At 74.3% G+C, this 24,132-nt stretch carries 21 protein-coding genes and 1 tRNA gene; 5 read left to right on the top strand and 17 right to left on the bottom strand.

Translation table 11 applies throughout. From position 1 onward, the window contains the following. Positions 1-180: 180 nt before the first annotated feature. Positions 181-256, bottom strand: a tRNA-Thr gene (locus IE98_RS0120005). A 111-nt stretch (positions 257-367) separates the two neighbouring features. Then, positions 368-811, bottom strand: a complete 444-nt coding sequence (locus tag IE98_RS0120000; RefSeq protein ID WP_030270750.1) for a winged helix-turn-helix transcriptional regulator — start codon at positions 809-811, stop codon at positions 368-370. A gap of 147 nt (positions 812-958) precedes the next feature. Here IE98_RS0120000 and IE98_RS0119995 point away from each other — a divergent pair, with 147 nt between their 5' ends. Further along, positions 959-1,555: a flavodoxin family protein gene (locus IE98_RS0119995; RefSeq protein ID WP_030270748.1), complete on the top strand. Its 597-nt coding sequence runs from the start codon at positions 959-961 to the stop codon at positions 1,553-1,555. A gap of 23 nt (positions 1,556-1,578) precedes the next feature. Here IE98_RS0119995 and IE98_RS0119990 read toward each other — a convergent pair whose 3' ends face one another. Beyond that, the gene (locus tag IE98_RS0119990; protein ID WP_052390720.1) at positions 1,579-2,916 is read right to left on the bottom strand and encodes an MFS transporter; all 1,338 of its coding nucleotides are present in this window, start codon (positions 2,914-2,916) and stop codon (positions 1,579-1,581) included. Between the two features lie 144 nt (positions 2,917-3,060). Between IE98_RS0119990 and IE98_RS0119985 the strand changes: the two genes are divergently transcribed. Next, positions 3,061-3,258 (top strand): hypothetical protein, encoded by a 198-nt coding sequence (locus IE98_RS0119985; protein WP_159400984.1) that lies wholly within the window; start codon positions 3,061-3,063, stop codon positions 3,256-3,258. Positions 3,259-3,310: 52 nt separating this feature from the next. On the opposite strand, the gene IE98_RS0119980 is transcribed toward IE98_RS0119985, so the two are convergent. Beyond that, a complete protein-coding gene (locus IE98_RS0119980; protein ID WP_030270743.1) occupies positions 3,311-5,110 on the bottom strand; it encodes an ABC-F family ATP-binding cassette domain-containing protein in 1,800 nt (599 codons plus the stop codon). A 140-nt stretch (positions 5,111-5,250) separates the two neighbouring features. Here IE98_RS0119980 and IE98_RS0119975 point away from each other — a divergent pair, with 140 nt between their 5' ends. Beyond that, positions 5,251-5,829: a Uma2 family endonuclease gene (locus IE98_RS0119975; protein WP_030270741.1), complete on the top strand. Its 579-nt coding sequence runs from the start codon at positions 5,251-5,253 to the stop codon at positions 5,827-5,829. On the opposite strand, the gene IE98_RS0119970 is transcribed toward IE98_RS0119975, so the two are convergent. From IE98_RS0119970 to rsmI, 6 genes are all read right to left on the bottom strand, one after another. Beyond that, positions 5,810-6,736, bottom strand: a complete 927-nt coding sequence (locus tag IE98_RS0119970; RefSeq protein ID WP_030270739.1) for a 4-(cytidine 5'-diphospho)-2-C-methyl-D-erythritol kinase — start codon at positions 6,734-6,736, stop codon at positions 5,810-5,812. The genes IE98_RS0119975 and IE98_RS0119970 overlap by 20 nt on opposite strands. Next, positions 6,733-7,617: a 16S rRNA (adenine(1518)-N(6)/adenine(1519)-N(6))-dimethyltransferase RsmA gene (rsmA, locus tag IE98_RS0119965; RefSeq protein ID WP_030270738.1), complete on the bottom strand. Its 885-nt coding sequence runs from the start codon at positions 7,615-7,617 to the stop codon at positions 6,733-6,735. The genes IE98_RS0119970 and rsmA overlap by 4 nt, the downstream gene beginning before the upstream one ends. 57 nt (positions 7,618-7,674) lie before the next feature. Then, on the bottom strand, positions 7,675-8,553 hold the full coding sequence (locus IE98_RS0119960; RefSeq protein ID WP_030270736.1) for a TatD family hydrolase: 879 nt from the start codon (positions 8,551-8,553) through the stop codon (positions 7,675-7,677). Further along, positions 8,553-10,172: a methionine--tRNA ligase gene (gene metG / locus IE98_RS0119955; RefSeq protein WP_030270734.1), complete on the bottom strand. Its 1,620-nt coding sequence runs from the start codon at positions 10,170-10,172 to the stop codon at positions 8,553-8,555. Before metG ends, IE98_RS0119960 begins: the two co-directional genes overlap by 1 nt. A gap of 96 nt (positions 10,173-10,268) precedes the next feature. Next, a complete protein-coding gene (locus IE98_RS42730) occupies positions 10,269-10,715 on the bottom strand; it encodes a hypothetical protein (protein ID WP_052390719.1) in 447 nt (148 codons plus the stop codon). A gap of 201 nt (positions 10,716-10,916) precedes the next feature. Then, a complete protein-coding gene (gene rsmI, locus IE98_RS0119945) occupies positions 10,917-11,762 on the bottom strand; it encodes a 16S rRNA (cytidine(1402)-2'-O)-methyltransferase (protein WP_030270730.1) in 846 nt (281 codons plus the stop codon). A 186-nt stretch (positions 11,763-11,948) separates the two neighbouring features. Here rsmI and IE98_RS0119940 point away from each other — a divergent pair, with 186 nt between their 5' ends. Together IE98_RS0119940 and IE98_RS0119935 are read left to right on the top strand one after the other, a co-directional pair. Beyond that, the gene (locus tag IE98_RS0119940; protein WP_420706205.1) at positions 11,949-13,817 is read left to right on the top strand and encodes a dolichyl-phosphate-mannose--protein mannosyltransferase; all 1,869 of its coding nucleotides are present in this window, start codon (positions 11,949-11,951) and stop codon (positions 13,815-13,817) included. 120 nt (positions 13,818-13,937) lie between these two features. Continuing rightward, a complete protein-coding gene (locus IE98_RS0119935; protein WP_030270726.1) occupies positions 13,938-15,602 on the top strand; it encodes a penicillin-binding transpeptidase domain-containing protein in 1,665 nt (554 codons plus the stop codon). Between the two features lie 53 nt (positions 15,603-15,655). On the opposite strand, the gene IE98_RS0119930 is transcribed toward IE98_RS0119935, so the two are convergent. The 7 genes from IE98_RS0119930 to IE98_RS0119900 all read right to left on the bottom strand — a co-directional run bounded on the left by IE98_RS0119930 (position 15,656) and on the right by IE98_RS0119900 (position 23,954). Beyond that, positions 15,656-17,221: a N,N-dimethylformamidase beta subunit family domain-containing protein gene (locus IE98_RS0119930; protein WP_043174633.1), complete on the bottom strand. Its 1,566-nt coding sequence runs from the start codon at positions 17,219-17,221 to the stop codon at positions 15,656-15,658. 88 nt (positions 17,222-17,309) lie between these two features. Then, positions 17,310-18,638 (bottom strand): hypothetical protein, encoded by a 1,329-nt coding sequence (locus tag IE98_RS0119925; RefSeq protein ID WP_159400983.1) that lies wholly within the window; start codon positions 18,636-18,638, stop codon positions 17,310-17,312. Positions 18,639-18,815: 177 nt separating this feature from the next. After that, a complete protein-coding gene (locus tag IE98_RS0119920) occupies positions 18,816-20,312 on the bottom strand; it encodes a penicillin-binding transpeptidase domain-containing protein (protein ID WP_078661145.1) in 1,497 nt (498 codons plus the stop codon). Further along, positions 20,312-21,664: an FtsW/RodA/SpoVE family cell cycle protein gene (locus IE98_RS0119915; RefSeq protein WP_030270719.1), complete on the bottom strand. Its 1,353-nt coding sequence runs from the start codon at positions 21,662-21,664 to the stop codon at positions 20,312-20,314. The genes IE98_RS0119920 and IE98_RS0119915 overlap by 1 nt, the downstream gene beginning before the upstream one ends. 55 nt (positions 21,665-21,719) lie before the next feature. After that, entirely contained in the window at positions 21,720-22,223 is a 504-nt protein-coding gene (locus tag IE98_RS0119910) for a DUF1269 domain-containing protein (RefSeq protein WP_030270717.1), read from the bottom strand. A 142-nt stretch (positions 22,224-22,365) separates the two neighbouring features. After that, positions 22,366-23,028 carry a hypothetical protein gene (locus IE98_RS0119905; RefSeq protein ID WP_030270715.1) on the bottom strand — a complete coding sequence of 221 codons (663 nt, stop codon included), beginning with the start codon at positions 23,026-23,028 and terminating at the stop codon, positions 22,366-22,368. Beyond that, positions 23,025-23,954: an ATP-binding cassette domain-containing protein gene (locus IE98_RS0119900; protein ID WP_043174632.1), complete on the bottom strand. Its 930-nt coding sequence runs from the start codon at positions 23,952-23,954 to the stop codon at positions 23,025-23,027. Before IE98_RS0119900 ends, IE98_RS0119905 begins: the two co-directional genes overlap by 4 nt. Positions 23,955-24,132: the final 178 nt, after the last annotated feature.

The raw sequence follows: 24,132 nt of genomic DNA, 5'->3' as shown, positions 1-24,132 counted from the left end.
GACCTCCGCACCCGGCGCGGCGCTCGACGCACCATCACAGCGCATCCCCGGCGGGTCCGCCAGGCCGCCCCACGGCACGGACCCGGCCCGGACGGCCCCTGACCGGCCCCTGACCGGCCCCTGACCGGCCCCGGGAAACGCCGAAGGCCCCCGCCTTGCGGCGAGGGCCTTCGAGCTCCGTGGAGCCCCCATGCGGAATCGAACCGCAGACCTTCTCCTTACCATGGAGACGCTCTACCGACTGAGCTATAGGGGCTTGTTCTCGGTGTGTTCGCGGTGTTCCCCGTGAACGAGGAAGACATTACAGGGTGGGCGGCCGGAAAGGGAAATCGGTCGCAGCCGCTCCGACCGGGCCCGGGAACGGCCCTTACGGCGTGCAGTCGCCGCCGTGCGCCTGGTCGAAGCGCTCGCGCGCCGCCACCACCTGGCCGGCGTAGGACTCGACCCAGTCGCCGAGCGGCGAGATCCGCTCCGCGAGGGTGCGGCCGAGCGGCAGCAGCCCGTAGACGACCCGCGGCGGGGTCTCCGGGTGCACGGTGCGCAGCACCAGCCCGTCCCGCTCCAGGGCGCGCAGGGACTGGGTGAGCATCTTGCGGCTGACTCCGCCGACCGCGCGCTGGAGCTCGGAGAACCGCTGCTCGCCGCAGCTGTGCAGGCTCAGCAGGAGCAGCAGCGACCACTTGTCGGCGAGCTCGGCGAACACGTCCCGGCTGGGGCAGACGGCGGCGAAGATGTCGAACCCCTGGTCGCCGCCGGGACAGGTGTCCGGGCTCTCGGGGCGCGGGTCGGCGGTCTGCTGGGGGGTGGCCATACCGCAAGGGTAGCGCCGGCGGTCTCCAATCGGGAGTTGGTAACCATCGGAGACCTGGTCTACATTGGAGACCGTCAAGCCCGGCCGGCCCGTCCGTCCGTTCTGCCGCCCGGGCATCCGTCCGCCCTCTCCGAGGAGTCATCCCGCATGACGACCATCCGTCCCACCGTCGCCATCGCCTACCACTCCGGCTACGGCCACACCGCCGTGCTGGCGGAGGCGGTCGCCCGCGGTGCCGCCTCGGCCGGCGCCGACGCGGTGCAGATCGCCGTGGACACCATCACCGAGGAGCAGTGGGCGCAGCTCGACGCCGCCGACGCGATCGTCTTCGGCTCGCCGACCTACATGGGCACCGCCTCCGGCGCCTTCCACGCCTTCGCCGAGGCCAGCTCCAAGCGCTGGTTCGGCCAGACCTGGAAGGACAAGCTGGCCGCCGGCTTCACCAACTCCGCCTCGAAGAGCGGCGACAAGCTGCACACCCTGCAGTTCTTCACGGTGCTCGCCGCCCAGCACGGCATGCACTGGGTGAACCTGGGCCTGCACCCGGGCTGGAACTCCACCACCGCCTCGGAGAACGACCTCAACCGCCTCGGCCTGTTCCTCGGCGCCGGCGCCCAGACCAACAACGACCAGGGCCCCGAGGGCGTCCACAAGGCCGACATCGCCACCGCCGAGCACCTCGGCGAGCGGGTCGCCAACCAGGCCGCGATCACCCTGGCCGGCCGGGCCGCCCTGGCCGTCTGACGCACCGGCACCCCGACGCGCCGTCACCGACCGGCCGCCGCACCCCCGCCCAGCACGGGGGTCCGGCGGCCGGTCGCGTCCAGGTCCGCCCCGCGGGTCTCCGGCAGGCCGAGCACGCACAGCACGGACACCCCGCCGAGCGCGGCGAGGTACCAGCCGACCGGCACGGCCGTCCCGTACGCGGCGGTCAGCCGGGTCGCCACCAGCGGGGCCGTCGCCCCGCCCACCACGCCCGCCAGGTTGTAGGTCAGCGCCGCGCCCGTGTAGCGCACCCGGGTCGGGAACAGCTCCGGCAGGTACGCGGCGACCGGCCCGAGCATCGCGCCGAGCAGCGCCATCGCCCCGAGCAGGCCGAGCGCAATCCACGCCGTCCGGCCGGTCTCCAGCAGCGGGAAGAGCACCGCCGACCAGAGCGCCGCCAGGGCCGTCGCCGCGGCCAGCGTCGGGCGCCGGCCGAACCGGTCGCTCGCCCGCGAGGCGAGCACCACCGTGCCGCCCTTCAGCACCGCGCCCGCCATCAGCAGCCCGAGCACCGGCGTCCGGCCCACCCCGAGGTCAGCGGTCAGGTGCGCCAGCGCGTACGTGGTCGTCAGGTAGAACAGCGCGTACCCGGACATCACCGCACCCCCGCCGAGCAGCACCGGACGGCCGTGCCGGGCCAGCACCTCCGCCGCCGGCACGCGCGGCCGCACCCGCTCCGCCCGGAACACCGGGCTCTCGGCGACCCGCAGCCGGACGAACAGCCCGATCGCCACCAGCACCAGGGACGCCAGGAACGGCACCCGCCAGCCCCAGGCGAGGAAGGCCGCCTCGTCCAGCACCGCACCCAGCACCAGGAACACCCCGGTGGCCAGGAAGAACCCGGCACACGGCCCGAGTTGCAGCAGCCCGCCGTACCGGCCGCGGCGGCCGGCCGGGGCGTGCTCCGCCAGCAGCAGGGCGGCGCCGCCCCACTCGCCGCCCAGCCCCAGGCCCTGGCAGAAGCGCAGCACCGTGAGCAGCACCGGCGCCCAGCCGCCCCACCGACCGTAGTCGGGCAGCAGGCCCACCGCCGCGGTGGACAGGCCCATCAGCAGCAGTGACACCACCAGGGTCGCCCGCCGGCCGAGCCGGTCGCCGAAGTGCCCGAACAGCACGGCGCCGAGCGGGCGGGCCGCGAAGGCCACCGCGTAGACCGAGAAGGCGGCGAGCAGTGCGCCGACCGGTCCCAGCCCGGGGAAGAAGACCCGGCCGAAGACCAGGGCGGCGGCCGTGCCGTAGATGAAGAAGTCGTAGAACTCGACGGCGGTGCCGAGCAGGGCCGCGGCGGCCACCCGGCGCAGTGCCGCCGGCTCGCCCGCTGAGGGGGTGTCATGCGTCATGAGGTCCACCCTGGCAAGGCGCTGAGCTGCGAGGACAGCAGGCACAAGGGTGATTCGGGAGCGAACGGCAGGGCGGGAGCCGGGGTGGTGCGCCGCCCGGGGCGCGGCGGTATGGTGGCCGCCTCCGCCTCCGAAAGGGCGCACGTGAACAACGTGTTCGACGACAACGGCGTGTTCGACAAGCTCTTCGCCGTGCTGTGCCTCGCGCTCACCCTGCTGCTGCTCGACCTGGGCGTCAGCCAGTACCGCCACGGTGGTTCGGCCGCCTGGGCGCTGCTCGCCGCGGTCCTGCTGCCGGCCGCCGGCTGGGAGACCGTCCGCCGGTTCCGCCCCCGGCGCTGACCGCCGCCGAACGCCGGAGGGCGCCCCGCCGGGGCGCCCTCCGCTTCGCGTCTCAGACCTGTTCGGCCAGCTCCAGCCAGGCCATCTCCAGCTCCTCCTTCTCGTCACGGACCTTCCGCAGCTTGGCGTCCAGTTCCGCGACCTTGGAGAAGTCGGCGGCGTGCTCGGCGAGCTGGGCGTGCAGCTTGGACTCCTGGTCGTCCAGCTTGGCGATCTGCCGCTCCAGCTTCTGCATCTCCTTCTTCGCGGCCCGGGTGTCCGCGGCGGGCTTCGCCGGTGCGGCCGGGGCCGCGGCGGCGGCGGGCGCGGCCGACTCGGCCATCCGGGCCCGCCGCTCCAGGTACTCGTCGACGCCGTTCGGCAGCATCCGCATCCGCCGGTCGCCCAGCAGCGCGTAGACGGTGTCGGTGGTGCGCTCGATGAAGAAGCGGTCGTGGCTGATCACGACCATCGAGCCGGGCCAGCCGTCGAGGACGTCCTCCAGCTGGTTGAGCGTCTCGATGTCGAGGTCGTTGGTGGGCTCGTCGAGGAAGAGCACGTTGGGCTCGTCCATCAGCAGCCGCAGCAGCTGGAGGCGGCGCCGCTCACCGCCGGACAGGTCGCCGACCGGCGTCCACTGCTTGTCCTTGCCGAAGCCGAACTGCTCGCAGAGCTGACCCGCGCTCATCTCCCGGCCCTTGCCGAGGTCGACGCGGCCGCGGACCTGCTCGACGGCCTGCAGCACCCGGGTCTCCGGGTCCAGCTCGGCGATCTCCTGCGAGAGGTAGGCGAGGCGCACGGTCTTGCCGACCTTGATCACACCGCCGGCGGGCTGCACGTCGCCCTCGGTCGCGTACGCGGCCTGCATGGCCCGCAGCAGCGAGGTCTTGCCGGCGCCGTTGACGCCGAGCAGGCCGATCCGGTCGCCGGGGCCGAGCTGCCAGGTCAGGTGGTCCAGCAGGTGCTTGGGACCGGCCTTGATGCTGACGCCCTCCAGGTCGAAGACGGTGCGGCCGAGGCGGGCGTTGGCGAACTTCATCAGCTCGGACTTGTCGCGCGGCTCCGGCACGTCGGCGATCAGCGCGTTGGCCGCCTCGATCCGGTAGCGCGGCTTCGAGGTGCGGGCCGGGGCACCGCGGCGCAGCCAGGCCAGCTCCTTGCGGGCCAGGTTCTGCCGCTTCTGCTCCTCGGTGGCCTCGATCCGGGAGCGCTCGGCGCGGGCGAAGACGTAGTCGGAGTAGCCGCCCTCGTACTCGCGGACGTCGCCGCGCTGGACGTCCCACATCCGGGTGCAGACCTGGTCGAGGAACCAGCGGTCGTGGGTGACGCAGACCAGCGCCGAGCGGCGGGCCTGCAGGTGGCGGGCGAGCCAGGCGATGCCCTCCACGTCGAGGTGGTTGGTGGGCTCGTCCAGGACGATCAGGTCGGGCTCGCCGAGCAGCAGCTTCGCCAGCGCGATGCGGCGGCGCTCGCCGCCGGAGAGCGGGCCGATCACGGTGTCCAGGCCGTCGGCGAAGCCCGGCAGGTCGAGGCCGCCGAACAGGCCCTCGACGATGTCGCGGATCCGGGCGTCGCCGAGCCACTCGTGGTCGGCCCGGTCGGCGATCACCTCGTGCCGGATGGTGGCCGCCGGGTCCAGCGAGTCGTGCTGGGTGAGGACGGCCATCTGCAGCCCGCCGGAGTGGGTGATCCGGCCGGAGTCGGGCTCCTCCAGCTTGGCGAGCATCCGGATCAGGGTGGTCTTGCCGTCGCCGTTGCGGCCGACGACGCCGATCCGGTCCCCCTCGCTGACGCCGAGGCTCACCCCGTCCATCAGGGCACGGGTGCCGTACACCTTGGTGACGGACTCGATGGTGGCGAGGTTGACGGCCACTGCTGCTGCGCTCCTGGGAGGGGGTCGAGAGAGATCTCCGACCACCCAGCCTAGTGGGAGGCGGGAAGCTCCCGGCCCGCTGCTCCGGCGCGGTACCGTGCGAGGGTCGCAGCAGCGAACCGGAGAGCGGGAGGTGTGCGGTGACCGCGGTGGAGGACCGGCCGCAGATGCTGGCCGAGGAGTTCGAGCGCATCGCCCTGGCGGCCGAGCGTGAAGGTGTGCGGATGGAGTTCATCCACGGGCGGCTGGGGGTCAAGGCAGTGCCGGACGGCGACCACGACGAGATCATCCGCTGGGTGATGGAGCAGTGCATGCAGCAGCGCCCCGACCTGTGGCTGTACCCCGAGCGAGGACTGCGGGTGGAAAGCTACCGCAAGGGCCACGCCAAGCCGGACGGCGTGCTGTCTCCGAAGGGCAGCTTCGCCGGCCAGGGCGAGTGGGCCTCCGCCGACCGGGCCGTGATGGTGGTCGAGGTGACCTCGTACGACACCGACACCGACCGCCGTGACCGGGACGAGAAGCCGCGGGCCTACGCGGAGACCGGTATCCCGGTCTACCTGCTGGTCGACCGTGACAGCTGCGAGGTGCTGGTCCACAGCGAGCCCGAGGACGGCCAGTACGTGAGCCTGGTCCGGCGGCCGTTCGGCAAGACCGTCCTGCTGCCCGATCCGGTCGGGATCAGTCTGGACACCGAGCCGTTCAAGGCCTGGGTGCGCTGACCTCCGCGCCCGGCACCGGCCCGTGGGTGGCGTGGGCGGTGCGGCAGGTGCCGGAGGTCCGCAGGGCGGCGGCGATCGCCTCGGCCGACTCGGCGTCCTTGGCGAGGAAGGCGCAGGTCGGGCCGGAGCCGGAGACCAGCGCGCCGATCGCCCCGGCCTCGGTGCCCGCGTGCAGGGTGTCGGCGAGCGAGGGCCGCAGCGAGAGGGCCGCGGACTGCAGGTCGTTGGTGAGCGCGGCGGCCAGCGCGACCGGGTCGCCCGAGGCGAGGGCGGCGAGCAGTGCCGGGTCGGCGTCCGGGGTGGGGACGTCGGCCTCCGAGGAGCCGGTGCCGGCCTCCTCGCGGAGCCGGTCGCACTCGCGGAAGACGGCCGGGGTGGAGAGCCCGCCGTCGGCGACCGCGAACACCCAGTGGAAGGTGCCGGCGACCGGCAGCGCGTCCAGGATCTCGCCGCGGCCGCGGCCCAGCGCGACCCCGCCGAGCAGCGCGAACGGCACGTCGGAGCCGAGTTCGGCGGCGAGCTCCAGCAGGGTCCCGATCGGGGTGCCCAGACCCCAGAGCGCGTCGCAGGCGACCAGGGCGGCGGCGCCGTCCGCGCTGCCGCCGGCCATCCCGCCGGCCACCGGGATGGCCTTGGCGATGTGCAGGTGGACGCCGGGGTCGGCGAGGCCGTGGTGGGCGGCGAGCAGCCGGGCCGCGCGGGCGGCGAGGTTGCTGTCGTCCAGCGGGACGGACGCCGCGTCGGGGCCGGTGCAGGAGAGCGTGACGCCCCCGCCCGCGGTGGCGGTGACCTCGTCGAAGAGGCCGACGGCGAAGAAGACGTTGGCCAGGTCGTGGAAGCCGTCGGCCCGCAGGCCGCCGACGCCGAGCTGGACGTTGACCTTGGCGGGGACGCGAACCGTGATCATTTCTGGGCCTCGGGCTTGTGCTCGGCGATGGCGGCGAACTGTTCCACCGTCAGCATCTCGCCGCGCAGCTTGTGGTCGATTCCGGCGGCGGCGAGCGCCTGCTCGGCGCCGGCGGGCGAGCCGGCCCAGCCGGCCAGGGCGGCCCGCAGGGTCTTGCGGCGCTGCGCGAACGCGGCGTCGACGACGGCGAACACCTCGGCGCGGGAGGCGGAGGTCTTCGGCGGGTCGCGGCGGATCAGCGACACCAGGCCGGAGTCGACGTTCGGCGCGGGCCAGAAGACGCTGCGGCCGATCGCGCCGGCCCGCTTCACCTCGGCGTACCAGTTGGCCTTCACCGAGGGCACGCCGTACACCTTGTTGCCGGGCTTGGCGGCGAGCCGGTCGGCGACCTCGCTCTGCACCATCACCAGGGTGCGCTCGATGCTCGGGAAGGTCTGCAGCATGTGCAGCAGCACCGGCACCGCGACGTTGTAGGGCAGGTTGGCGACCAGCGCGGTGGGCGCCGGGCCGGGCAGCTCGGTGACCTCCATGGCGTCGCTCAGGACGAGGTCGAAGTCCTTCGCCCTGTCCGGCATCCGGGAGGCGACGGTGGTCGGCAGGTGCCGGGCGAGCAGCGGGTCGATCTCGACGGCGGTGACGTGCGCGGCCACCTCCAGCAGCGCCAGGGTCAGCGAGCCGAGACCCGGGCCGACCTCGACCACGCTGTCCTCGGCGGTCACCCCGCCCGCGCGGACGATCCGCCGCACGGTGTTGCCGTCGATGACGAAGTTCTGGCCGCGCTGCTTGGTCGGCTTCACGCCGAAGGCGGCGGCCAGTTCGCGGATGTCGGCCGCGCCGAGCAGGTGGTGGTCGGCGGCGGGTGCGGGATCGGTGCTGCTCACCCCGCAAGGATACGGGCGCCGCCACGCCCCCGGCTTCGACGGCCTGCCGGTGGGGCCTCAGTAGCCGAAGGCGCGGGCGGTGTTCGCGGCGATCGCGGTGGCCATCTCGTCCTCGCCGATGCCGCGGTGGGCGGCCATCGCACGGAGGGTGACCGGGATCAGGTAGGGGGCGTTGGGGCGGCCGCGGAAGGGGTGCGGGGTGAGGAAGGGCGCGTCCGTCTCGATCAGGACGCGGTCGAGCGGGGTCACCGCGAGGGCCTCGCGCAGGGCGTGGTTGGCCTTGTAGGTGACCGGGCCGGCGAAGGAGAGGTACCAGCCGTGCTCGGCGCAGGTCCTGGCCATCGCGGCGTCGCCGGAGTAGCAGTGGAAGACGGTGCGCTCGGGCGCGCCCTCCTCCAGCAGGACGGCGATGACGTCCTCGTGGGCGTCCCGGTCGTGGATGACCAGGGCCTTTCCGTGCCGCTTGGCGATCTCGATGTGGCGGCGGAAGGACTCCTTCTGGATGTCCGTGCCCTCGGGGCCGGTGCGGAAGTAGTCGAGGCCGGTCTCGCCGACCGCCTTGACCTGCGGCAGCGCGGCGAGGGCGTCGATCTCGGCGAGCGCCTCGTCGAGGGCGGCGGCCCCGCCGGGCGCCCGGTGCTGCCCGGACCAGCCGTCGGGGTCGCCGAGGAAGATCCGCGGTGCCTCGTTGGGGTGCAGGGCGACGGCCGCGTGCACGGCCTCGAACTCGGCGGCGAGGTCCGCCGCCCAGCGCGAGCCGCGCACGTCGCAGCCGACCTGGACGACGGTGGTCACCCCGACCGAGGCGGCCTTCGCGAGGCCCTCGGCGGGGGTGCCGTCCTGCATGTCCAGGTGGGTGTGCGAGTCGGCCACCGCCACCGCCAGGGGTTCCGGCAGCGGCGGCGGGGTCGACCGGTCGTCGTCCTTCTTGGCCATCAGGAGGCGGGCTTCTCTTCCAGGCGGGGGAACAGGATGTCGCCCTTGGTGACGGTGGAGCCGACGGGCAGCCGGCCCCAGTCGGCGACGGTGGCGACGGTCTGGTCGGCGAGGGCGCCGAGGCCCTCCTCCGCGCCGAGCGAGTCCCACAGCTTGGCGGAGGTCGCCGGCATCAGCGGGTTGAGCAGCACGGCGGTGGCCCGCAGCGCCTCGGCCGCGGTGTAGAGGATCGTGGCGAGGCGCGCCTGTCCCTCCTCCGAGGTGTCCTTGGCGACCTTCCACGGCTCCTGCTCGGTGAGGTAGCCGTTGACCAGCTTGATGAACTCGAAGACCGCGGCGATGCCGCCGGCGAAGTCCAGCTCCTCGCCGATCTTCCGGTCGGCCTCGGCCGCGGCCTTGGCCAGGCCGTCCACGACGGCCTGCTCGGCCGCGCCGGCGGCGGTGGCCGCGGGCAGGCTGCCCCCGTGGTACTTGCCGACCATGGCGGCCACGCGGGAGGCGAGGTTGCCGAAGTCGTTGGCGAGCTCGGAGGTGTACCGGGCGGCGAAGTCCTCCCAGGAGAACGAGCCGTCGGTGCCGAACGGGATCGCCCGCAGGAAGTAGTAGCGGTACGCGTCCACGCCGAAGTGCGAGGTGAGGTCGGTGGGCGCGATGCCGGTCAGGTTGGACTTGGACATCTTCTCGCCGCCGACCATCAGCCAGCCGTTGGCGACGACCCGCTTGGGCAGCGGCAGGCCCGCGGCCATCAGCATGGCCGGCCAGATGACCGCGTGGAAGCGGAGGATGTCCTTGCCGACCAGGTGGACGGAGGCCGGCCACAGCTCGGCGAAGCGCTCCGGGTCGGCGCCGTAGCCGGCGGCGGTGATGTAGTTCTGCAGCGCGTCGACCCAGACGTAGAGGACGTGCTTCTCGTCCCAGGGCAGCGGCACGCCCCAGTTGAAGGTGGAGCGGGAGATCGAGAGGTCCTGCAGGCCCTGCTCGACGAAGCGCAGCACCTCGTTGCGGGCGGAGGCGGGCGCGATGAAGTCCGGGTTGGCCGCGTAGAACTCCAGCAGCTTCGGGCCGTAGGCGGAGAGGCGGAAGAAGTAGTTCTCCTCCTCCAGCCACTCGACCGGGCGCTTGTGGATCGGGCAGAGCTTCTCGTCCTCGGTGGCGCCGGGGAGCAGCTCGTTCGGGAGCTTGTACTCCTCGCAGCCGACGCAGTACGGGCCGGAGTAGCCGCCCTTGTAGATCTCGCCCCAGTCGTGGAGGTCCTGGACGAACTCCTGCACGCGGTCGGTGTGCCGCTGCTGGGTGGTGCGGATGAAGTCGTCGTTGGCGATGTCCAGGTGCCGCCAGAGCGGCTTCCAGGCCTCCTCGACCAGCTTGTCGCACCACTCCTGCGGGGTGACGCCGTTGGCCTCGGCGGTCCGCATGATCTTCTGCCCGTGCTCGTCGGTACCGGTGAGGTACCAGACGTTCTCGCCGCGCTGGCGGTGCCAGCGGGTGAGGACGTCGCCCGCGACCGTGGTGTACGCGTGGCCCAGGTGCGGGCGGTCGTTCACGTAGTAGATCGGGGTGGTGACGTAGTACGCCGAGCGCGGGGCGTCGGTGGTGCTGTGGTCTTCAGTGGCCGCCATGCCACCGAATCTTAGTCGCGCGAAGGAACCGCCCTCGACCGATTACCGGCCCGGGGCGGCCCTCCGGCGTACGCGGCGGGCCCGGGCGGGCCGGCCTCAGTCGGCGCGGTGGCCGAAGAAGCCGAACCAGCGGCGGCGCTGCCCGGCGGGTACCGCGTCCTGCTGCTCCGCGGTCGCGGCGCGGCGCGGCTCCTCGGGTTCGGGGTGGCTCTGGTAGCCGGGGGCGTGGTGCACCTGGCCCTCGGCGCCGGCCACCCGGCCCTCGCGCATGATCCGGACCTTGTGGCCGCCGCAGCCCGGGCAGGTGGGCTCGCGCAGCGGCGAGGGCACCCGGACGCCGTTCGCCTTGTACTCGAAGACGATGCGGCCCTCCCGGTCCACGTGGTGCTCGATGTCGTACGCCTGCTCCCAGCCGTAGCCGCAGCTCAGGCACGCGAAGGAGTAGGCCTCCCGAACGGTCTCGGCCTTCGGGGGCCGCCGGGTGGTCAGTCCGACGCCGCTGGGCGTTTCGCCAGTCAGAGGGCTACCGATCGTCTCGCTCATAGCCGTCTCCCAGGTGCCCGCCGGGCGGTCGCCCGGCTCGGGTCTTCCATCCCGGACAATGCCCGCGCGGGCCGGTTTCCCACCCGACTTGTCAAGTCTTGGACGTGCGTTGGGAAGACCTGTACGCAGCCGGTGCAACGCGGACACTGCCGGGGTGCTTCCCTCCACGGTACGACCGGCACCCCCGGGGAGCACGCCTGGTCAGCCCGCGTTCTTCGCGGCCACCACGGCGTCGAAGACCTCGCGCTTGGGCAGGCCGAGGTCGGCGGCGACGGCCGCGATCGCCTCCTTGCGGCGCTCCCCCGCCTCCTCCCGGACGGCGACCCGGCGGGCGAGCTCGGCGGGGCCGACCTCCTCGGGCGCGGCGGGCGGGGCGCCGGCCACCACGACGGTGATCTCGCCCTTGACGCCGTCGGCGGCCCAGGCGGCCAGCTCGGCCAGCGGGCCGCGGCGGACCTCCTCGTAGGTCTTGGTGAGCTCGCGGCAGACCGCGCCGGGGCGCTCGCCGCCGAACGCCTCGGCCATCGCGGCGAGCGTCTCGGCGATCCGGTGCGGGGCCTCGAAGAAGACCATGGTGCGCGGCTCGGCGGCGACCGTGGCGAGCTGGCGGGCCCGGTCGCCGGCCTTGCGGGGCAGGAAGCCCTCGAAGGTGAAGCGGTCGACCGGCAGGCCGGAGAGGGCCAGCGCGGTGAGCACCGCGGACGGGCCGGGCACGGCGGTGACCCGGATGCCGGCCGCGACGGCCGCGTCGACCAGCCGGTAGCCGGGGTCGGAGACCGAGGGCATGCCGGCGTCGGTGACCAGCAGCACCCGGGCGCCGCCGCGCAGCGCCTCGACGAGTTCGGGGGTGCGGGCGACCTCGTTGCCCTCGAAGTACGACACCACCCGGCCGGTCGGGACGACGCCGAGGGCCTGGGTCAGCCGGCGCAGCCGCCGGGTGTCCTCGGCGGCGACGACGTCGGCCGCGGCGAGCTCGGTGAGCAGCCTGGGCGGGGCGTCGCCCACGTCGCCGATGGGGGTTCCTGCCAGCACGAGTACACCTGTCACGGGGACCATCCTCCCAGGGCCGGGAGCGTGCCGGGCCGGCACGGGGCCGGGGCCGGTGCGGCGGGGTGCGCGTCGGGGCGGGTCGGCGCCGGAACGGCCGGGCGAACGGTGACGAACCGGGCAGGTTCGCGGGGAGGTCCCCGGGGGCCCTCCTGCTTCCGGGGGAGCGCCCCTACGATGTGGCGCGTGAGCGGCGACACGGCATCCGAGGCGCCTGGGGGCGCGGACCACACCGACCAGGGCGGCGTGGCGCTGCTGAGCGCGTCCGCGGCGGCGCCCGGCGGCGCACCCGCGGTGCCGGGGCTGCCCGGGCCGCGCGGCCCCGAGCCGGAGCCGGAGCGGCCGTTCTGGCAGCGGCGGCTGGAGCGGGTGGGGTACCGCGCCGCGGAGCCCGTCCCGGCGGCCGAGCGGCTGGTGCCGCCGATGCCGGACGGTCCGGGGGTGACCCCGGCGGTGGTGCCGCCCTCGCCGGTGCTGCTGCAGCTGGGGCTGCGCCTGCCCGACGGACTGTGGTCGTGGCTGTGCCGCTGGTCGGGCTGGATCGGCCCGCTGGCGGTGGCGGTCTTCGGCGGTCTGCTGCGGTTCTGGCACCTGGGCACGCCGAGGGCGCTGATCTTCGACGAGACGTACTACGCCAAGGACGCGTACTCGCTCTGGCGGGGCGGTTACGAGACCAGTTGGGCGGACGACGCCAACAACCTGATCACCTCGGGGCACCCGACGGTGCCGTACCGGACGGACCCGGCGTACATCGTCCATCCGCCGGTCGGCAAGTGGATCATCGGTCTGGGCGAGCAGGTCTTCGGGATGGACCCGCTGGGCTGGCGGTTCATGACGGCGGTGCTCGGCACGCTGTCGATCCTGATGATCGCCCGGATCGGGCGGCGGCTGTTCCGCTCGACGCTGCTGGGCTGCGTGGCCGGGCTGCTGCTCGCGGTCGACGGCCTGCACTTCGTGATGAGCCGGACGGCGCTGCTCGACCTGGTGGTGATGTTCTGGTTCGTCGCCGCGTTCGGCTTCCTGCTGCTGGACCGCGACCGGACGCGGGGCATCGTCGCGCGTCGGCTGGAGGGCGGCGCGGGCCCGGACTGGGCGTTCCTGGGCTGGCGGCCGTACCGGCTGGCGGCGGGCGTCTCGCTGGGCCTGATGACCGCGACCAAGTGGAGCGGCCTGTACGCGCTGCTGGCCTTCGCGGTGATGAGCGTGCTCTGGGACGCCTCGACCCGCCGGGCGGCGGGCGCCCGGCACTGGGTGCTGTGGGGCCTGTTCGACGCGGTGGTGGCGCTGCCGCTGCTGCTGGTGGTGACCGCCGGGGTGTACCTGGTCTCCTGGACGGGCTGGTTCCTCAGCAGCACGGTGCCCGGCAAGGGCGGCTACGGCCGGGACTGGGCGGAGCACCGGGCCGGCCTGTCGCCGGACCACCTGCTGGGCCTGCCGCTTCCGCAGTACGACGTGAGCTGGGTGCCGGCGGGCCTGCGCAGCCTGTGGCACTACCACGCCACCATGTACGACTTCCACGTCCACCTGACCAGCCCGCACACCTACCAGTCGAACCCGTGGAGCTGGCTGCTGCTGGGCCGGCCGGTCTCCTTCTTCTACGAGTCCCCGAAGGCCGGCCAGGCGGGCTGCACGGCGACCGAGTGCGCCCGCGAGGTGCTGGGCATCGGCACCCCGGTGCTGTGGTGGGCCGGCATCGCGGCGCTCGCGTACTGCCTGTACCGCTGGGCGATGCGGCGCGACTGGCGGGCCGGGGCGATCCTGTGCGGGGTGGCCGCGGGCTACCTGCCGTGGTTCGGCTACCAGCAGCGCACGATCTTCCTGTTCTACGCGGTCGCCTTCGTGCCGTTCCTGGTGCTGGCGGTGACCATGATGATCGGTGCCCTGCTCGGCCCGGCCGGGGCCGGCCGGGACCGCCGGCTGGTCGGCGGCGCGGCGGCCGGACTGCTCGTTTTCGCGGTCATGTGGAACTTTCTGTACTTCCACCCCCTGTATACGGGGGAGACGATCCCGATGGACGACTGGCGGGCCAGGATGTGGTTCACCAGCTGGATCTGACCGCTGCCCGCCCGCAACGGGTGTGTCACGAGTGACCGATGTGTCGTGGGTGCACACACGTTCCGTGTTCTACCGTGGGTCCGGTCGGCCACAGTCGGGGCTACACCATGGGGGGACACCGTGAACAAGGGTGCGAAGATCGCGATCGGCACCGTCTGCGTGGCGATGCTGGGGGTCGGCGGCTACGGCGCGTACAACATCGCCACCGCGCTGACCGGGGGTGACGGCGGCACCTCGAAGGGGCCGCGCACGGTCGTCGCGGGCTCGCCGACCGAGCAGCAGGCCACGGAGGCCGCCCGGGCCTTCCTGGACGCCTGGTCCAAGGGCGACCTGGAGGCGGCCGGCAAGCAGACCGACCGGCCGGACGCCGCCGACGCCGCCCTGGCCGCCTTCACGAGCAAACTCAAGCCGACGGCCGTCACCATGACACCGGGTGGCCCGACCACGGCCCCCGCGGGCACGGTCGTGGACAAGTCGGCCAACGCCGCCCAGGCGGTGATGCTGTCGTTCGGTGCCAAGGTCGAGTTCGCCGGTTCGGGCAAGCCGTGGACGTACAGCGGCGTGCTGCCGATGGTGAAGATGAGCGACGGCAAGGCCGCCGTGCAGTGGGGCCCCGCGGTGCTGCACCCGCACCTGCTCGTCGGCAAGACGCTCGACGTCAAGCCGGTCTTCGCGCAGGCCGCGCAGGTCACCGACCGCAAGGGCCGCCCGCTGACCGCCTTCCCCTCGCTGAACGGACTGCTGGACGTCTTCAAGCAGGGCACCTCGGGCGACCCGGCCGACGCCGGCAGCGGCGTGGTGATCTCGGACGACTCCGGCAAGACCAAGCCCGAGCAGCTCTTCGTGATCACCGACCCCAAGCCGGTGCCCTCGCTGAAGCTGACCCTCGACGCCACGATGCAGCAGGCCGCCGAGGAAGCGGTGAAGGAGCAGTCCAAGGGCGGCACGCACAAGGCCTCACTGGTCGCGATCGAGCCCAGCACCGGCAACGTCCTGGCCTTCGCCAACGCCCCGACCGGCGGCCAGAACCGGGCGTTCGCCGGCGGCACCGCGCCCGGCTCGACCATGAAGGTGGTCACCGGCGCGGCCCTGCTGGAGGCCGGGGTCACCCCGCAGACCCCGATCGCCTGCCCGCCCACCACCACGGCCGGCGGGCAGACCGTGTCGAACGACTTCCCCGAGGCGCACCCGGAGTACACCTTCCGGCAGGACTTCGCGCAGTCCTGCAACACCGCCTTCATCAACACCGGCCAGCAGAAGCTGCAGGCCGACAGCCTGCCGAAGATCGCCAAGGAGGTCTTCGGCCTGGGCCTGGTCTGGCACACCGGCCTGCCGGCCTTCGACACCGACATCCCGGTGCCGTCCAACATCAACGGCGCGCTGCCCGAGTTCATCGGCCAGGGCGCGATCCGCACCAACCCGCTGGCGATGGCCTCCGTCTCGGCGACCGTGCAGAGCGGCACCTTCCACCAGCCCGTGCTGGTGGCGGGCAGGACGGACGTGGCCAAGGCCTCCCGCACCCTCGACCCGAAGGTGCTGGCCGACCTGCGCTCGCTGATGCGGGCCGTGGTCACGGAGGGCACCGCCCGCGAGCCCATGGCGGGGATCAGCAACGTCTACGCCAAGACCGGCACCGCCGAGGTCGACGGCAAGGGGACGAACAGCTGGTTCACCGCCTACCGCGGCGACCTCGCGGTGTCCGCGGAGGTCGAGGGCGGCGGCCACGGCTCGCAGGCGGCCGCACCCGCCGCCGCCAAGCTGCTCCGCATCGGCAACGGCGGCTGAGCTCCGGCGCCCGTCGGGTGCACCACCACCGGGGGTGGTGGTGCACCTCCGGCCTAGGCGTAGACCGCGGCGACGTTGTCGACGGCCGGGTGGGTCCGGGCGGCCGGGCCGGCGGCGAAGGCGGTGAGGACGTTCTCGGTGACCCGCCGCACCAGGTCGCCCGTCCGGGCGTCCATGCCGTGGTTGCCGTGGCCGCCGGGCCCCTGGGCGTCCAGCGCCTCGACCCAGCGCATGGTGCCGCTGGCGAACACGCCGGCCCCGCCGGGCGCCGTCCAGTAGGCGGTGTCGGCGTGGGACCGCCGGCCGTCGCAGACCACCGGGGAGTGCGCGACGATCTCGATCGGCCGCGGGGTGGGGAAGGCCGTGTTCACCCGGTCGTACTCGACGCCGACCAGGTGCGCGTAGCTGTCGCCGGCCTTCGCGCCCGTCCCGGCGAACAGCCAGTGGCCGGGCTCGGTCACCACGTACGGGGCGTCCACCGGGTAGCCGTCGTAGATCACCCCGAGCAGCGAGCTCTCCGGGTCGGTGTCGGGTGCGGCCCGGAAGTCGTTGGTGGCGGGGTGCCCGGCCCGGCGGCCCGGGTCCTCCTGCCAGGCGCCCTTGTAGCAGACCACCGTGCGGTCGGGGCCGAGCGCGGACGGCTCGTAGCGGACCCGGCGGAAGCAGCAGTTCGCGCCGAGCACCGCCAGGTTGGTGCCGGCGTCCCGGGCCGCCGCGACGTGCGCGCGCTGCTCGGGCGACCAGTACTCGTCGTGGCCGAGCGAGAGGACGGCGCTCGCGCCGGTCAGCAGCTGCGCGTCGCGGGCCAGGTCGACGGTGGTGGTGTACGCCAGCGGCAGGCCGAGCCGCTCGGCGAGGGCGATCAGCGGCGCCTCGTACACCAGGAAGAGCCCGGCGCCGTCGGCGTAGCGGTAGGGGCGGTCGAAGGTGACCTGCAGCGAGCGGGTGGCCAGGCCCCCGGTCGGGCCGTTGTAGAGGTTGTAGCCGCCCCACTCGTTGTAGGCCTGCCAGGTGGTGACGGCGTTGACCACCGCCGTCCGGCCCGCGGCGGCCCGGGAGCGGACGGTGATCGGGACGTACCGCTGGGCGGAGCCGTCCTCGGCGTCCAGCCGCAGCAGGTAGCTGCCCTCGGGCCAGCCGCGGGTCTGCACGGTGGCGGTGCGGCGCCAGCCGGCCCGGACCTGCCGGGTGGTGGCGTCCACCTCCGGGTCCGGCTGCCGGGTGCCGGGCAGCGCGTCGGAGTGCCAGACCAGCCGGGCCCGGGCGCCGCCGTACCAGCCCATCCGGTAGGCGCGGATCCGGAAGCCGGGCACGGTGGTGGAGACGTACAGGCCGAACGGCTCGCCGGGCAGCACGCTCACCCGGTCGGCGAAGCCCTCGATCGCCTCGGCGGAGCCCGGCCGGGTGATCCGCCAGTCCGGGTCGCCGGGCAGTGCGTTCTCGGCCGCGGTGGCGGAGGGTGCGGGGCGGGCCGCAGAGGACCCCCCGGGGCCGGGGGCGGGCGCGGGGCCCGTCGTGGAGGCGCAGCCGGCGGTGGCGGCCGAGATCGCCGCCGCGCCGACCGCGAGTCCGAGGAAGCGCCGGCGGTCGGGGCCCGCCGGTCCGTCACTGTGCGCCATCCGCCGCTCTCCCTGCCGTGCCGGCCGTCCCGGTCCGAGTGTTCTGGATCATCGTGGCGCAGTGCGCGGGACGCACCGGACGGCGGGGTCAGACCTGGACGAGTCCGGTGCGCGGTGGCAGCACGGTCGGCTCGGCCGTCCGCCAGGTCACCGTCCGGGAGGCGAGCCGCGGCCAGATCACCAGGACGGCCGGCAGCGCCAGGTAGCCGAACCGCCCGGCCGGGGCGAGCACGAACGCTATCGCCAGGCCGGCTGCCAGCAGGTCGCAGGCGGCGACCGCCGAGGTCGGCGGGTAGGCCAGCAGCCAGAGCGCCACGGCGAGGCCGCCCAGGCAGAGCAGGGTGAGCGAGATGGTGTGCCCGGTCGGGCCGAGGCCGGCCAGCACCTTGCCGGGCAGCGGGCTGCCGGCGGGGGTCTGCACGGCGGCCAGTCCCAGCGGGAAGCGGACGACCTGCTCGCGCATCTCCTGCCCGTCGAGCAGCGCGAACGGCAGCACCACCGCCGCCGAGGCGCCGACCGCGATCAGCGCGGCCCGGGCGGCCGGCAGCCGGCCGTACAACCGCCAGATCAGCAGGGTGGCCACCGGCAGGGCCGGCCAGGCCGTCCACTTGAGGGTGCAGGCGAGGGCGAGCACCGCCCCCGCCGCGGTGGCCCGGCCGCGGGCGGCGAGGGCCATCGCCAGGCAGCAGACGCCGATCAGCGGCAGGTCCACGCCGCCGACCGCGAGGGCGAGGCCGATCAGCGGGGAGGCGGTGAGCACGGCGAGCGGCAGCAGCGGGGCGCGGTCGTGCGCGGGCCGCAGCAGCCACCAGCTGCCGAGCATGCAGCCGAGGAAGGTCAGCGCGAACCAGATCCGGGCGTCGCCGAACAGCAGGGCGGCGGGCCCTGCGCTGCCGAGCACCGCCCGCGGCAGCCCGAAGACCGCCATCGTCGGCAGGTACGGGTTGTAGTCGGCCGCCCGGACGGGAGCGGCCAGGTACGGGTCGCCGGAGTGCAGCATCAGGTGGGCGGACCGTTCGACGACCATCACCTCGGACTGGTGGCGGCCGTGCAGCGCGAGCAGCACCAGCGGCAGCAGCACCGCGCCGACCAGCGCCACGGTGGCGGCGGCCCGCGGGGCGATCCGCCGGGGCAGCACCAGGCAGAGCAGTCCGGCGACGCCGTAGGCGGGGCCGGCCAGGGTGCCCCAGAAGACCTGGTTGGGCAGGTCCGAGACGAGCGGGAAGGCGGCGGCCCAGCCGGCCGCGACCGCGCAGCCGAGCAGTTGGACGCCGCGGTGGCCGGCCAGTCGGCGGGCGATCGGGCGGCGGGCGGAGCGGGGCCGGGGCACCCGGGCGGCGGGCACGGCCCCGGCGCCGGGGCGCCGGCGCGCACGGCGCTCGGGCACGGGCCGGTCGGGCATCCGGGGGCTCACCATGGCAGTGAGGTTAGGGGCTGGGCGGGTCGCTGTCCCGGTGCCCCGACGGTTGGTGGTGTGCGTCCTGCCACAACGGGGCCGCCGGTCGGCGGTGCGGTCCGGCGGGCCCGGCGGCGTGCGGGCCGGTCAAGGGGCGTGTCGGCGGTGCGCACGCCGGTCGGGCCGGCGGGCGGCGGATCAGCTGCCGTTCAGCACGGCCTGCAGGACCGAACGGGCGATGGGCGCGGCCAGGGCGCCGCCGGTGACGTCGGTCGCCTCGCTGTCGGCGACCACCACGGCCACCGCGACCGGCGGCACGCCGCCGGAGTCCGCCGGGCGCGCCCAGGCGATGAACCACGCGTACGGGGTGCCGCCGTTGCCGGTGCCGTGCTGGGCGGTGCCGGTCTTGCCGCCGACGACGGCACCGGGGATCCGCGCCCGGCTGCCGGTGCCCTCCTCGACGACGTCGACCATCAGCTGCTGGACCTTGGCGGCGACGGAGGGGCTCACCGCCTGCCGGTACGTCTGCGGGTGCATGAGCTCGACGACGGTGCCGTCGCTGCGGGTCAGCTTGTCCACGAGCTGCGGACGCATGACCGTGCCGTTGTCGGCGATCCCGGCGGCGACCATCGCCATGACCAGCGGGGTGGCGGCGGTGTCGTACTGGCCGATGGAGGAGAGCGCCACCTGGGAGGTGTTCATCGCGGTGTCGAAGTTGGAGCGGGCGGCCCGCACCGGGGTGTCGAGGGCGGCGTCGTTGAAGCCGAACGCCCCGGCGGTGGACGCCATCCCCTGCAGCCCGACCTGGGTGCCGAGCCAGCCCATGGTGCTGTTGCAGGAATTGACCATCGCCTCGTCCAGAGACAGGCCGGCCTCGTCGCAGGCCCGGCTGTCGTTGACCAGCTCGGTGGTGGTGCCCTGCATGACGTACGGGTAGGGCGCGCCGGTCGGGGCGTTGATGTCCGTGACCCGGCCGGAGGCGAGCGCGGCGGCCGCGGTGACCACCTTGAAGGTGGAGCCGGGCGGGTAGATCTGGCGCAGCGCCCGGTTGAGCATCGGCTGGTCGGTGTCTGCACGCAGCTTCGTCCAGGCTTCGCGGTCGGCGGCGGAGGAGCCGGCGAAGCTGCCCGGGTCGTACGAGGGGGTGCTGGCGAGGGCGAGGATGCGGCCGGTGGCGGGTTCGATCGCCACCACGGCGCCCTGCTGGCGGCCGAGGCCGTGCAGGGCGGCCTGCTGGGCGGCTGGGTCGAGGGTGGTGTGGACGTCGCCGCCGGGGTTCTGCCGGCGGGCGACGGCGTTCCACACCGCCCAGCCGGAGAGGCGGTCGTCGGAGCCGGAGAGCAGGTCGTCGTAGATGCCCTCCAGCTGGCTGTTGCCGTAGACCTGGGAGGCGTAGCCGGTGACGGCGGCCCAGGCGGGGCCGTCGGTGTAGGTGCGCTTGTAGTCGTAGCGGCCGCCGGTCGGCGTGGAGCCCGTGACCGGTTCGCCGGCCACCAGGATGTTGCCGCGCGGCTGGTCGTAGCGCTCGACGGTGAGCCGCTGGTTGGCCTTGTTGTGGTTGTACGCGTCGGCCTGGAACACCTGGACCCGGGTGGCCTGGGCGGCGAGGGCGACGATCAGCAGCAGGCAGAAGGTGCCGGCCCGGCGGCCGGTGGTGGAGATGCCGGGCCGGGCGAAGCCGTCGCCGCGGGTCATCACGGGCGGGCCACGGGCCGGGGGCGGCGGGCGGTGTCGCTCATCCGCACCAGCAGCGCGACGATGATCCAGTTGGTGACGACCGAGGACCCGCCCTGGGCGACGAAGGGCAGGGTCATGCCGGTCAGCGGGATCAGTGCGAGGACGCCGCCGGCCACCACGAAGACCTGCAGGCCGACGATGGCGGCCAGGCCGATCGCGAGCAGCCGCCCGAACGGGTCGCGCAGCGCGAGTCCGGTGGCGAAGCCGCGCGAGACCAGCAGGGCGTAGAGCAGCAGGACGGCGGTCAGCCCGGTCAGGCCGAGCTCCTCGCCGATGGTGGCGAGGATGAAGTCGGACTTGGCGGCGAATCCGATGAGGATGGAGTGGCCGAGGCCGAGGCCGGCGCCGAGCAGACCGCCCCACGCGAACGCGAACAGCGACTGCGCGATCTGGTTGGGGCCGTGGCCGGCGGCGATCGAGCCGAGCGGGTCCAGCCAGTCGGTGACCCGGCTGTGGACGTGCGGGGAGAGCCGGCCGACGCCCGCCGCCCCGACCGCGGCGAGGAAGAGGCCGATGGCGATCCAGCCGCTGCGGGCGGTCGCCACGTACAGCATGATCACGAACAGGCCGAAGAACAGCAGCGAGGTGCCGAGGTCCGTCTCCAGCACCAGCACGCCGACGAAGGCCGCCCAGACCACCAGCACCGGGCCGAGCACCCGGCCGCGCGGCAGCTGGAACCGCCAGATCCGGCGGCCGGTCAGCGCGAGGGCGTCGCGGTGGGCGGCCAGGTAGGCGGCGAAGAACACGGCGAGCAGGACCTTCGCGAACTCGCCGGGCTGGATGGAGAAGGCGCCGACGGTGATCCAGATCCGGGAGCCGTAGACCGGCGGGAAGAAGACCGGGAGCACCAGCAGCACCAGGGCGGCCAGCGCGCAGATGTAGGCGTACCGCTGGAGCACCCGGTGGTCGCGCAGCAGCACGACCACGGCGAGGAAGAGCGCCACCCCGAAGGCGGACCAGAGCAGTTGCGCGGGGGCGGCGGCGAAGCCCGGGGTGGCCCGGTCCAGGCGGTAGATGACGACCAGTCCGATGCCGTTCAGCAGCACCGCGATCGGCAGCAGCAGCGGGTCCGCGTACCGGGCCCGCCAGCGCACCGCGGCGTGCGCGACCAGGGCCAGCGCGCCGAGCGCCGCCCCGTAGGAGGCGGCGTCGGGCGGTGGCCGGCCGTCGATGTTGGCACCGACCTCGATGTAGCCGAACACCGCGATCAGCACGGCGCCGACGACCAGCACCAGTTCGGTGGTGCGGCGGGTCGGCGGTGCGGGGGCCGCGGTGGGCGGCGCGGCCGCCGGGGTGGTGGGTGTGGCCACGGCCGGTCCTTGGGCGGGCGGAGCGCGGCCGCCCGGGCGGGCGGCCGCGGCTGGGTCAGACGCCGCTGGGCGCCTTCGCCGCCTTGAGCGCCTCGACGAGGTGCTCCTCCTGGTCCGCACTGAGCGAGGTCTGCAGGATCTCGCCGCCGTACTGGGCGAACTGCGGGACGACCTTGTCCGCGGTGGCGGAGCGGACGAGCATGAACAGGGCGGCGGAGCCCGGCTCCATCTTCTGGCCGACCTGCCGCATGAAGTTGTCGTCGACGCCGGTGTCGGTCGCGGCGCCGACCGCCGCGCCCGTGGCGCCGCCGACCGCCGCGCCGAGGAACGGCATGAAGAAGAGCAGGCCGATGACGCCGCCCCACAGGGCACCGGAGGCCGCGCCGATGCCGGTGGTGTTGACGGCCTGGTGCAGTTTGACCTTGCCGTCGGGGCGGCGCTCGACGACGACGATGTCCTCCAGGTCCATCAGCTTCTGCTTCTGCAGGCCGATGGCGGTGTCCCGGACCTGCTGGGCGGTCGCCACATCGGGGTAGGAGATCGCGAAGAGGTTGCTCACGCGCGGGTTCCTTCCAGTCCTCGAGCGTGCGGGACCGGTGCCGCACCGCTGCTGGTGGTCGCAGCCTACGAGGATTTGCCATATTTACGACGGAACATGCCGGTGTGTCCGAATTTCGGCGGCGAAACGGGGACGGGCCCGCTCACTCCCCGCGGCGGACCGCCAGTTCCCCCGCCGCGGCCACCGCCCCGGCCGCGAGCACCGCGGCGGCCAGCAGTGCCGGCAGCACGGACCCCGGCAGGTCGAGGTCGCCGCGCTCGGCCGCCCGGACGAGCGCCCGGACCACCACGTGGGCGGGCGCGAAGGGCACCATCAGCACCAGCACCGCCGCGCCGAGCGCCGCCAGGATCCCGAACGGCCCGGAGGACATCACCGGGCGGTTGCACAGCGCGCCGACCGCCAGCCCCAGCAGCACGCAGACCGCGGTGGCGGCCAGGCCGCCCAGCAGGGCAGGGCCGGCGCCGGCCACGGAGCGGCCGCCGGTGGCGATCACCGCCGCCGCCCCGACCACGGCGAGCACCGCGGCGGCCAGCAGCGCGGCCAGCAGGTCGGCCCGGTGCACCCGGCGGGCGCCGACCGCGGCCACCCGGCAGGCCCGGGCCGCCGCCGGTTCGGCGGTCACCGCACAGCGCACCAGCCAGGCGGTGACCGGCAGCAGCAGACCGGCGCTCCAGGCGTGGCCGCCGAGCGGGTCGTCCCCGCCGGACAGCCCGAGCACCATCAGCACCCCGTAGCAGAGCGCGGGCGGCACCAGGCGGTGGGAGCGCAGCAGCAGCTCCAGCTGATAGCGGATCAGGGCGCTCACCGGGCCTCCTCCGGAACGGTCTCCGCGTCCCCGGCGGCGCGCACGGCGGTCCGCCCGGCGACGGTCGCTGCGGGGACGGCCGGTGCGGGGACGGCCGCCAGGCTGCGCACGTGCACCCCGCGGCCGTCCGCGAGCAGGGCGCGCAGCAGGGCGTCCGAGTGCGCCCCGGCCACCTCCAGCCGGACGGCCCCGTCGGGCAGGGCGGTCCGGCGGGGTGCACCGGGCAGCCGCTCGGGCAGCGGGCGGGGGCCGGCCGTCTCGACCTCGATCCGCACAGCGGGGCCGCCGGCCGGGCCGGGTTCGGCGCCCGGTCCGGGTTCGGCGGGCCGCAGGGCGCCGTCGTCGAGCTCGTACGCGGCGGTGGTGGGTCCGGCGAGCCGGGCCGGGTCGTGGTCGACGAAGAGCACCCGTCCGCCGCGGGCGGCCCGGTCGGCGGCCGCCTCGTCGAGCCGGGCGCGGGCGGCGGGGTCGAGTCCCGTCCAGGCCTCGTCGAGCACCAGCAGGTCGGCGTCGGCGAGCAGCGCCTGGGCGACGGCGACCTTCTGGCAGGTGCCCTTGGAGAGTTCGGCGAGCGGGGTGCCGGCCCGGTCGGCGATGCCGAAGACGTCGAGCCAGTGCTCGGCCCGGCGGTCGGCCTCGGCGGCGTCCAGGCCGCGGATCCGTCCGACGTGCCGCAGGTAGCCCTGGGCGTCGAAGGGCAGCGCGGGCGGGAAGCGTTCGGGCACGTAGGCCCGGTGCGCGGGCAGCTCGGCGGTGCCCTCGGTCGGGCGTTCCACGCCGGCGGCGATCCGCAGCAGGGTGGACTTGCCGCTGCCGTTCGGGCCTCCGATCCGCACCAGTGCGCCCGCCTCCACGGTGAGCGCCACCCCGCGCAGGACCCAGGGCCCGCGCCTTCCGTACCGCCGTCCAACCCCGTCGAGCCGCATGCGCCCCCTCCCTCCGCGGAAGCCTAGACGGTGCCGTGCCGCGGCGGGCGGCGGTGCTCCGATCCGCACAATCCCCTTGGTTCGCACAGCCCCTGCACATTGGGAGAACCGAATTGATGATCCATAGGATGCGCGCGTGACGACTACCCGACGACGCACGGCGACCCGCGCGGCGGGG

The organism is Streptomyces sp. NRRL B-24484, assembly GCF_000717715.1.
Lineage (GTDB): Bacteria > Actinomycetota > Actinomycetes > Streptomycetales > Streptomycetaceae > Kitasatospora.
The sequence above is the reverse complement of the archived record's forward strand: the minus strand, read 5'-3'. Positions and strand labels throughout refer to the sequence as shown.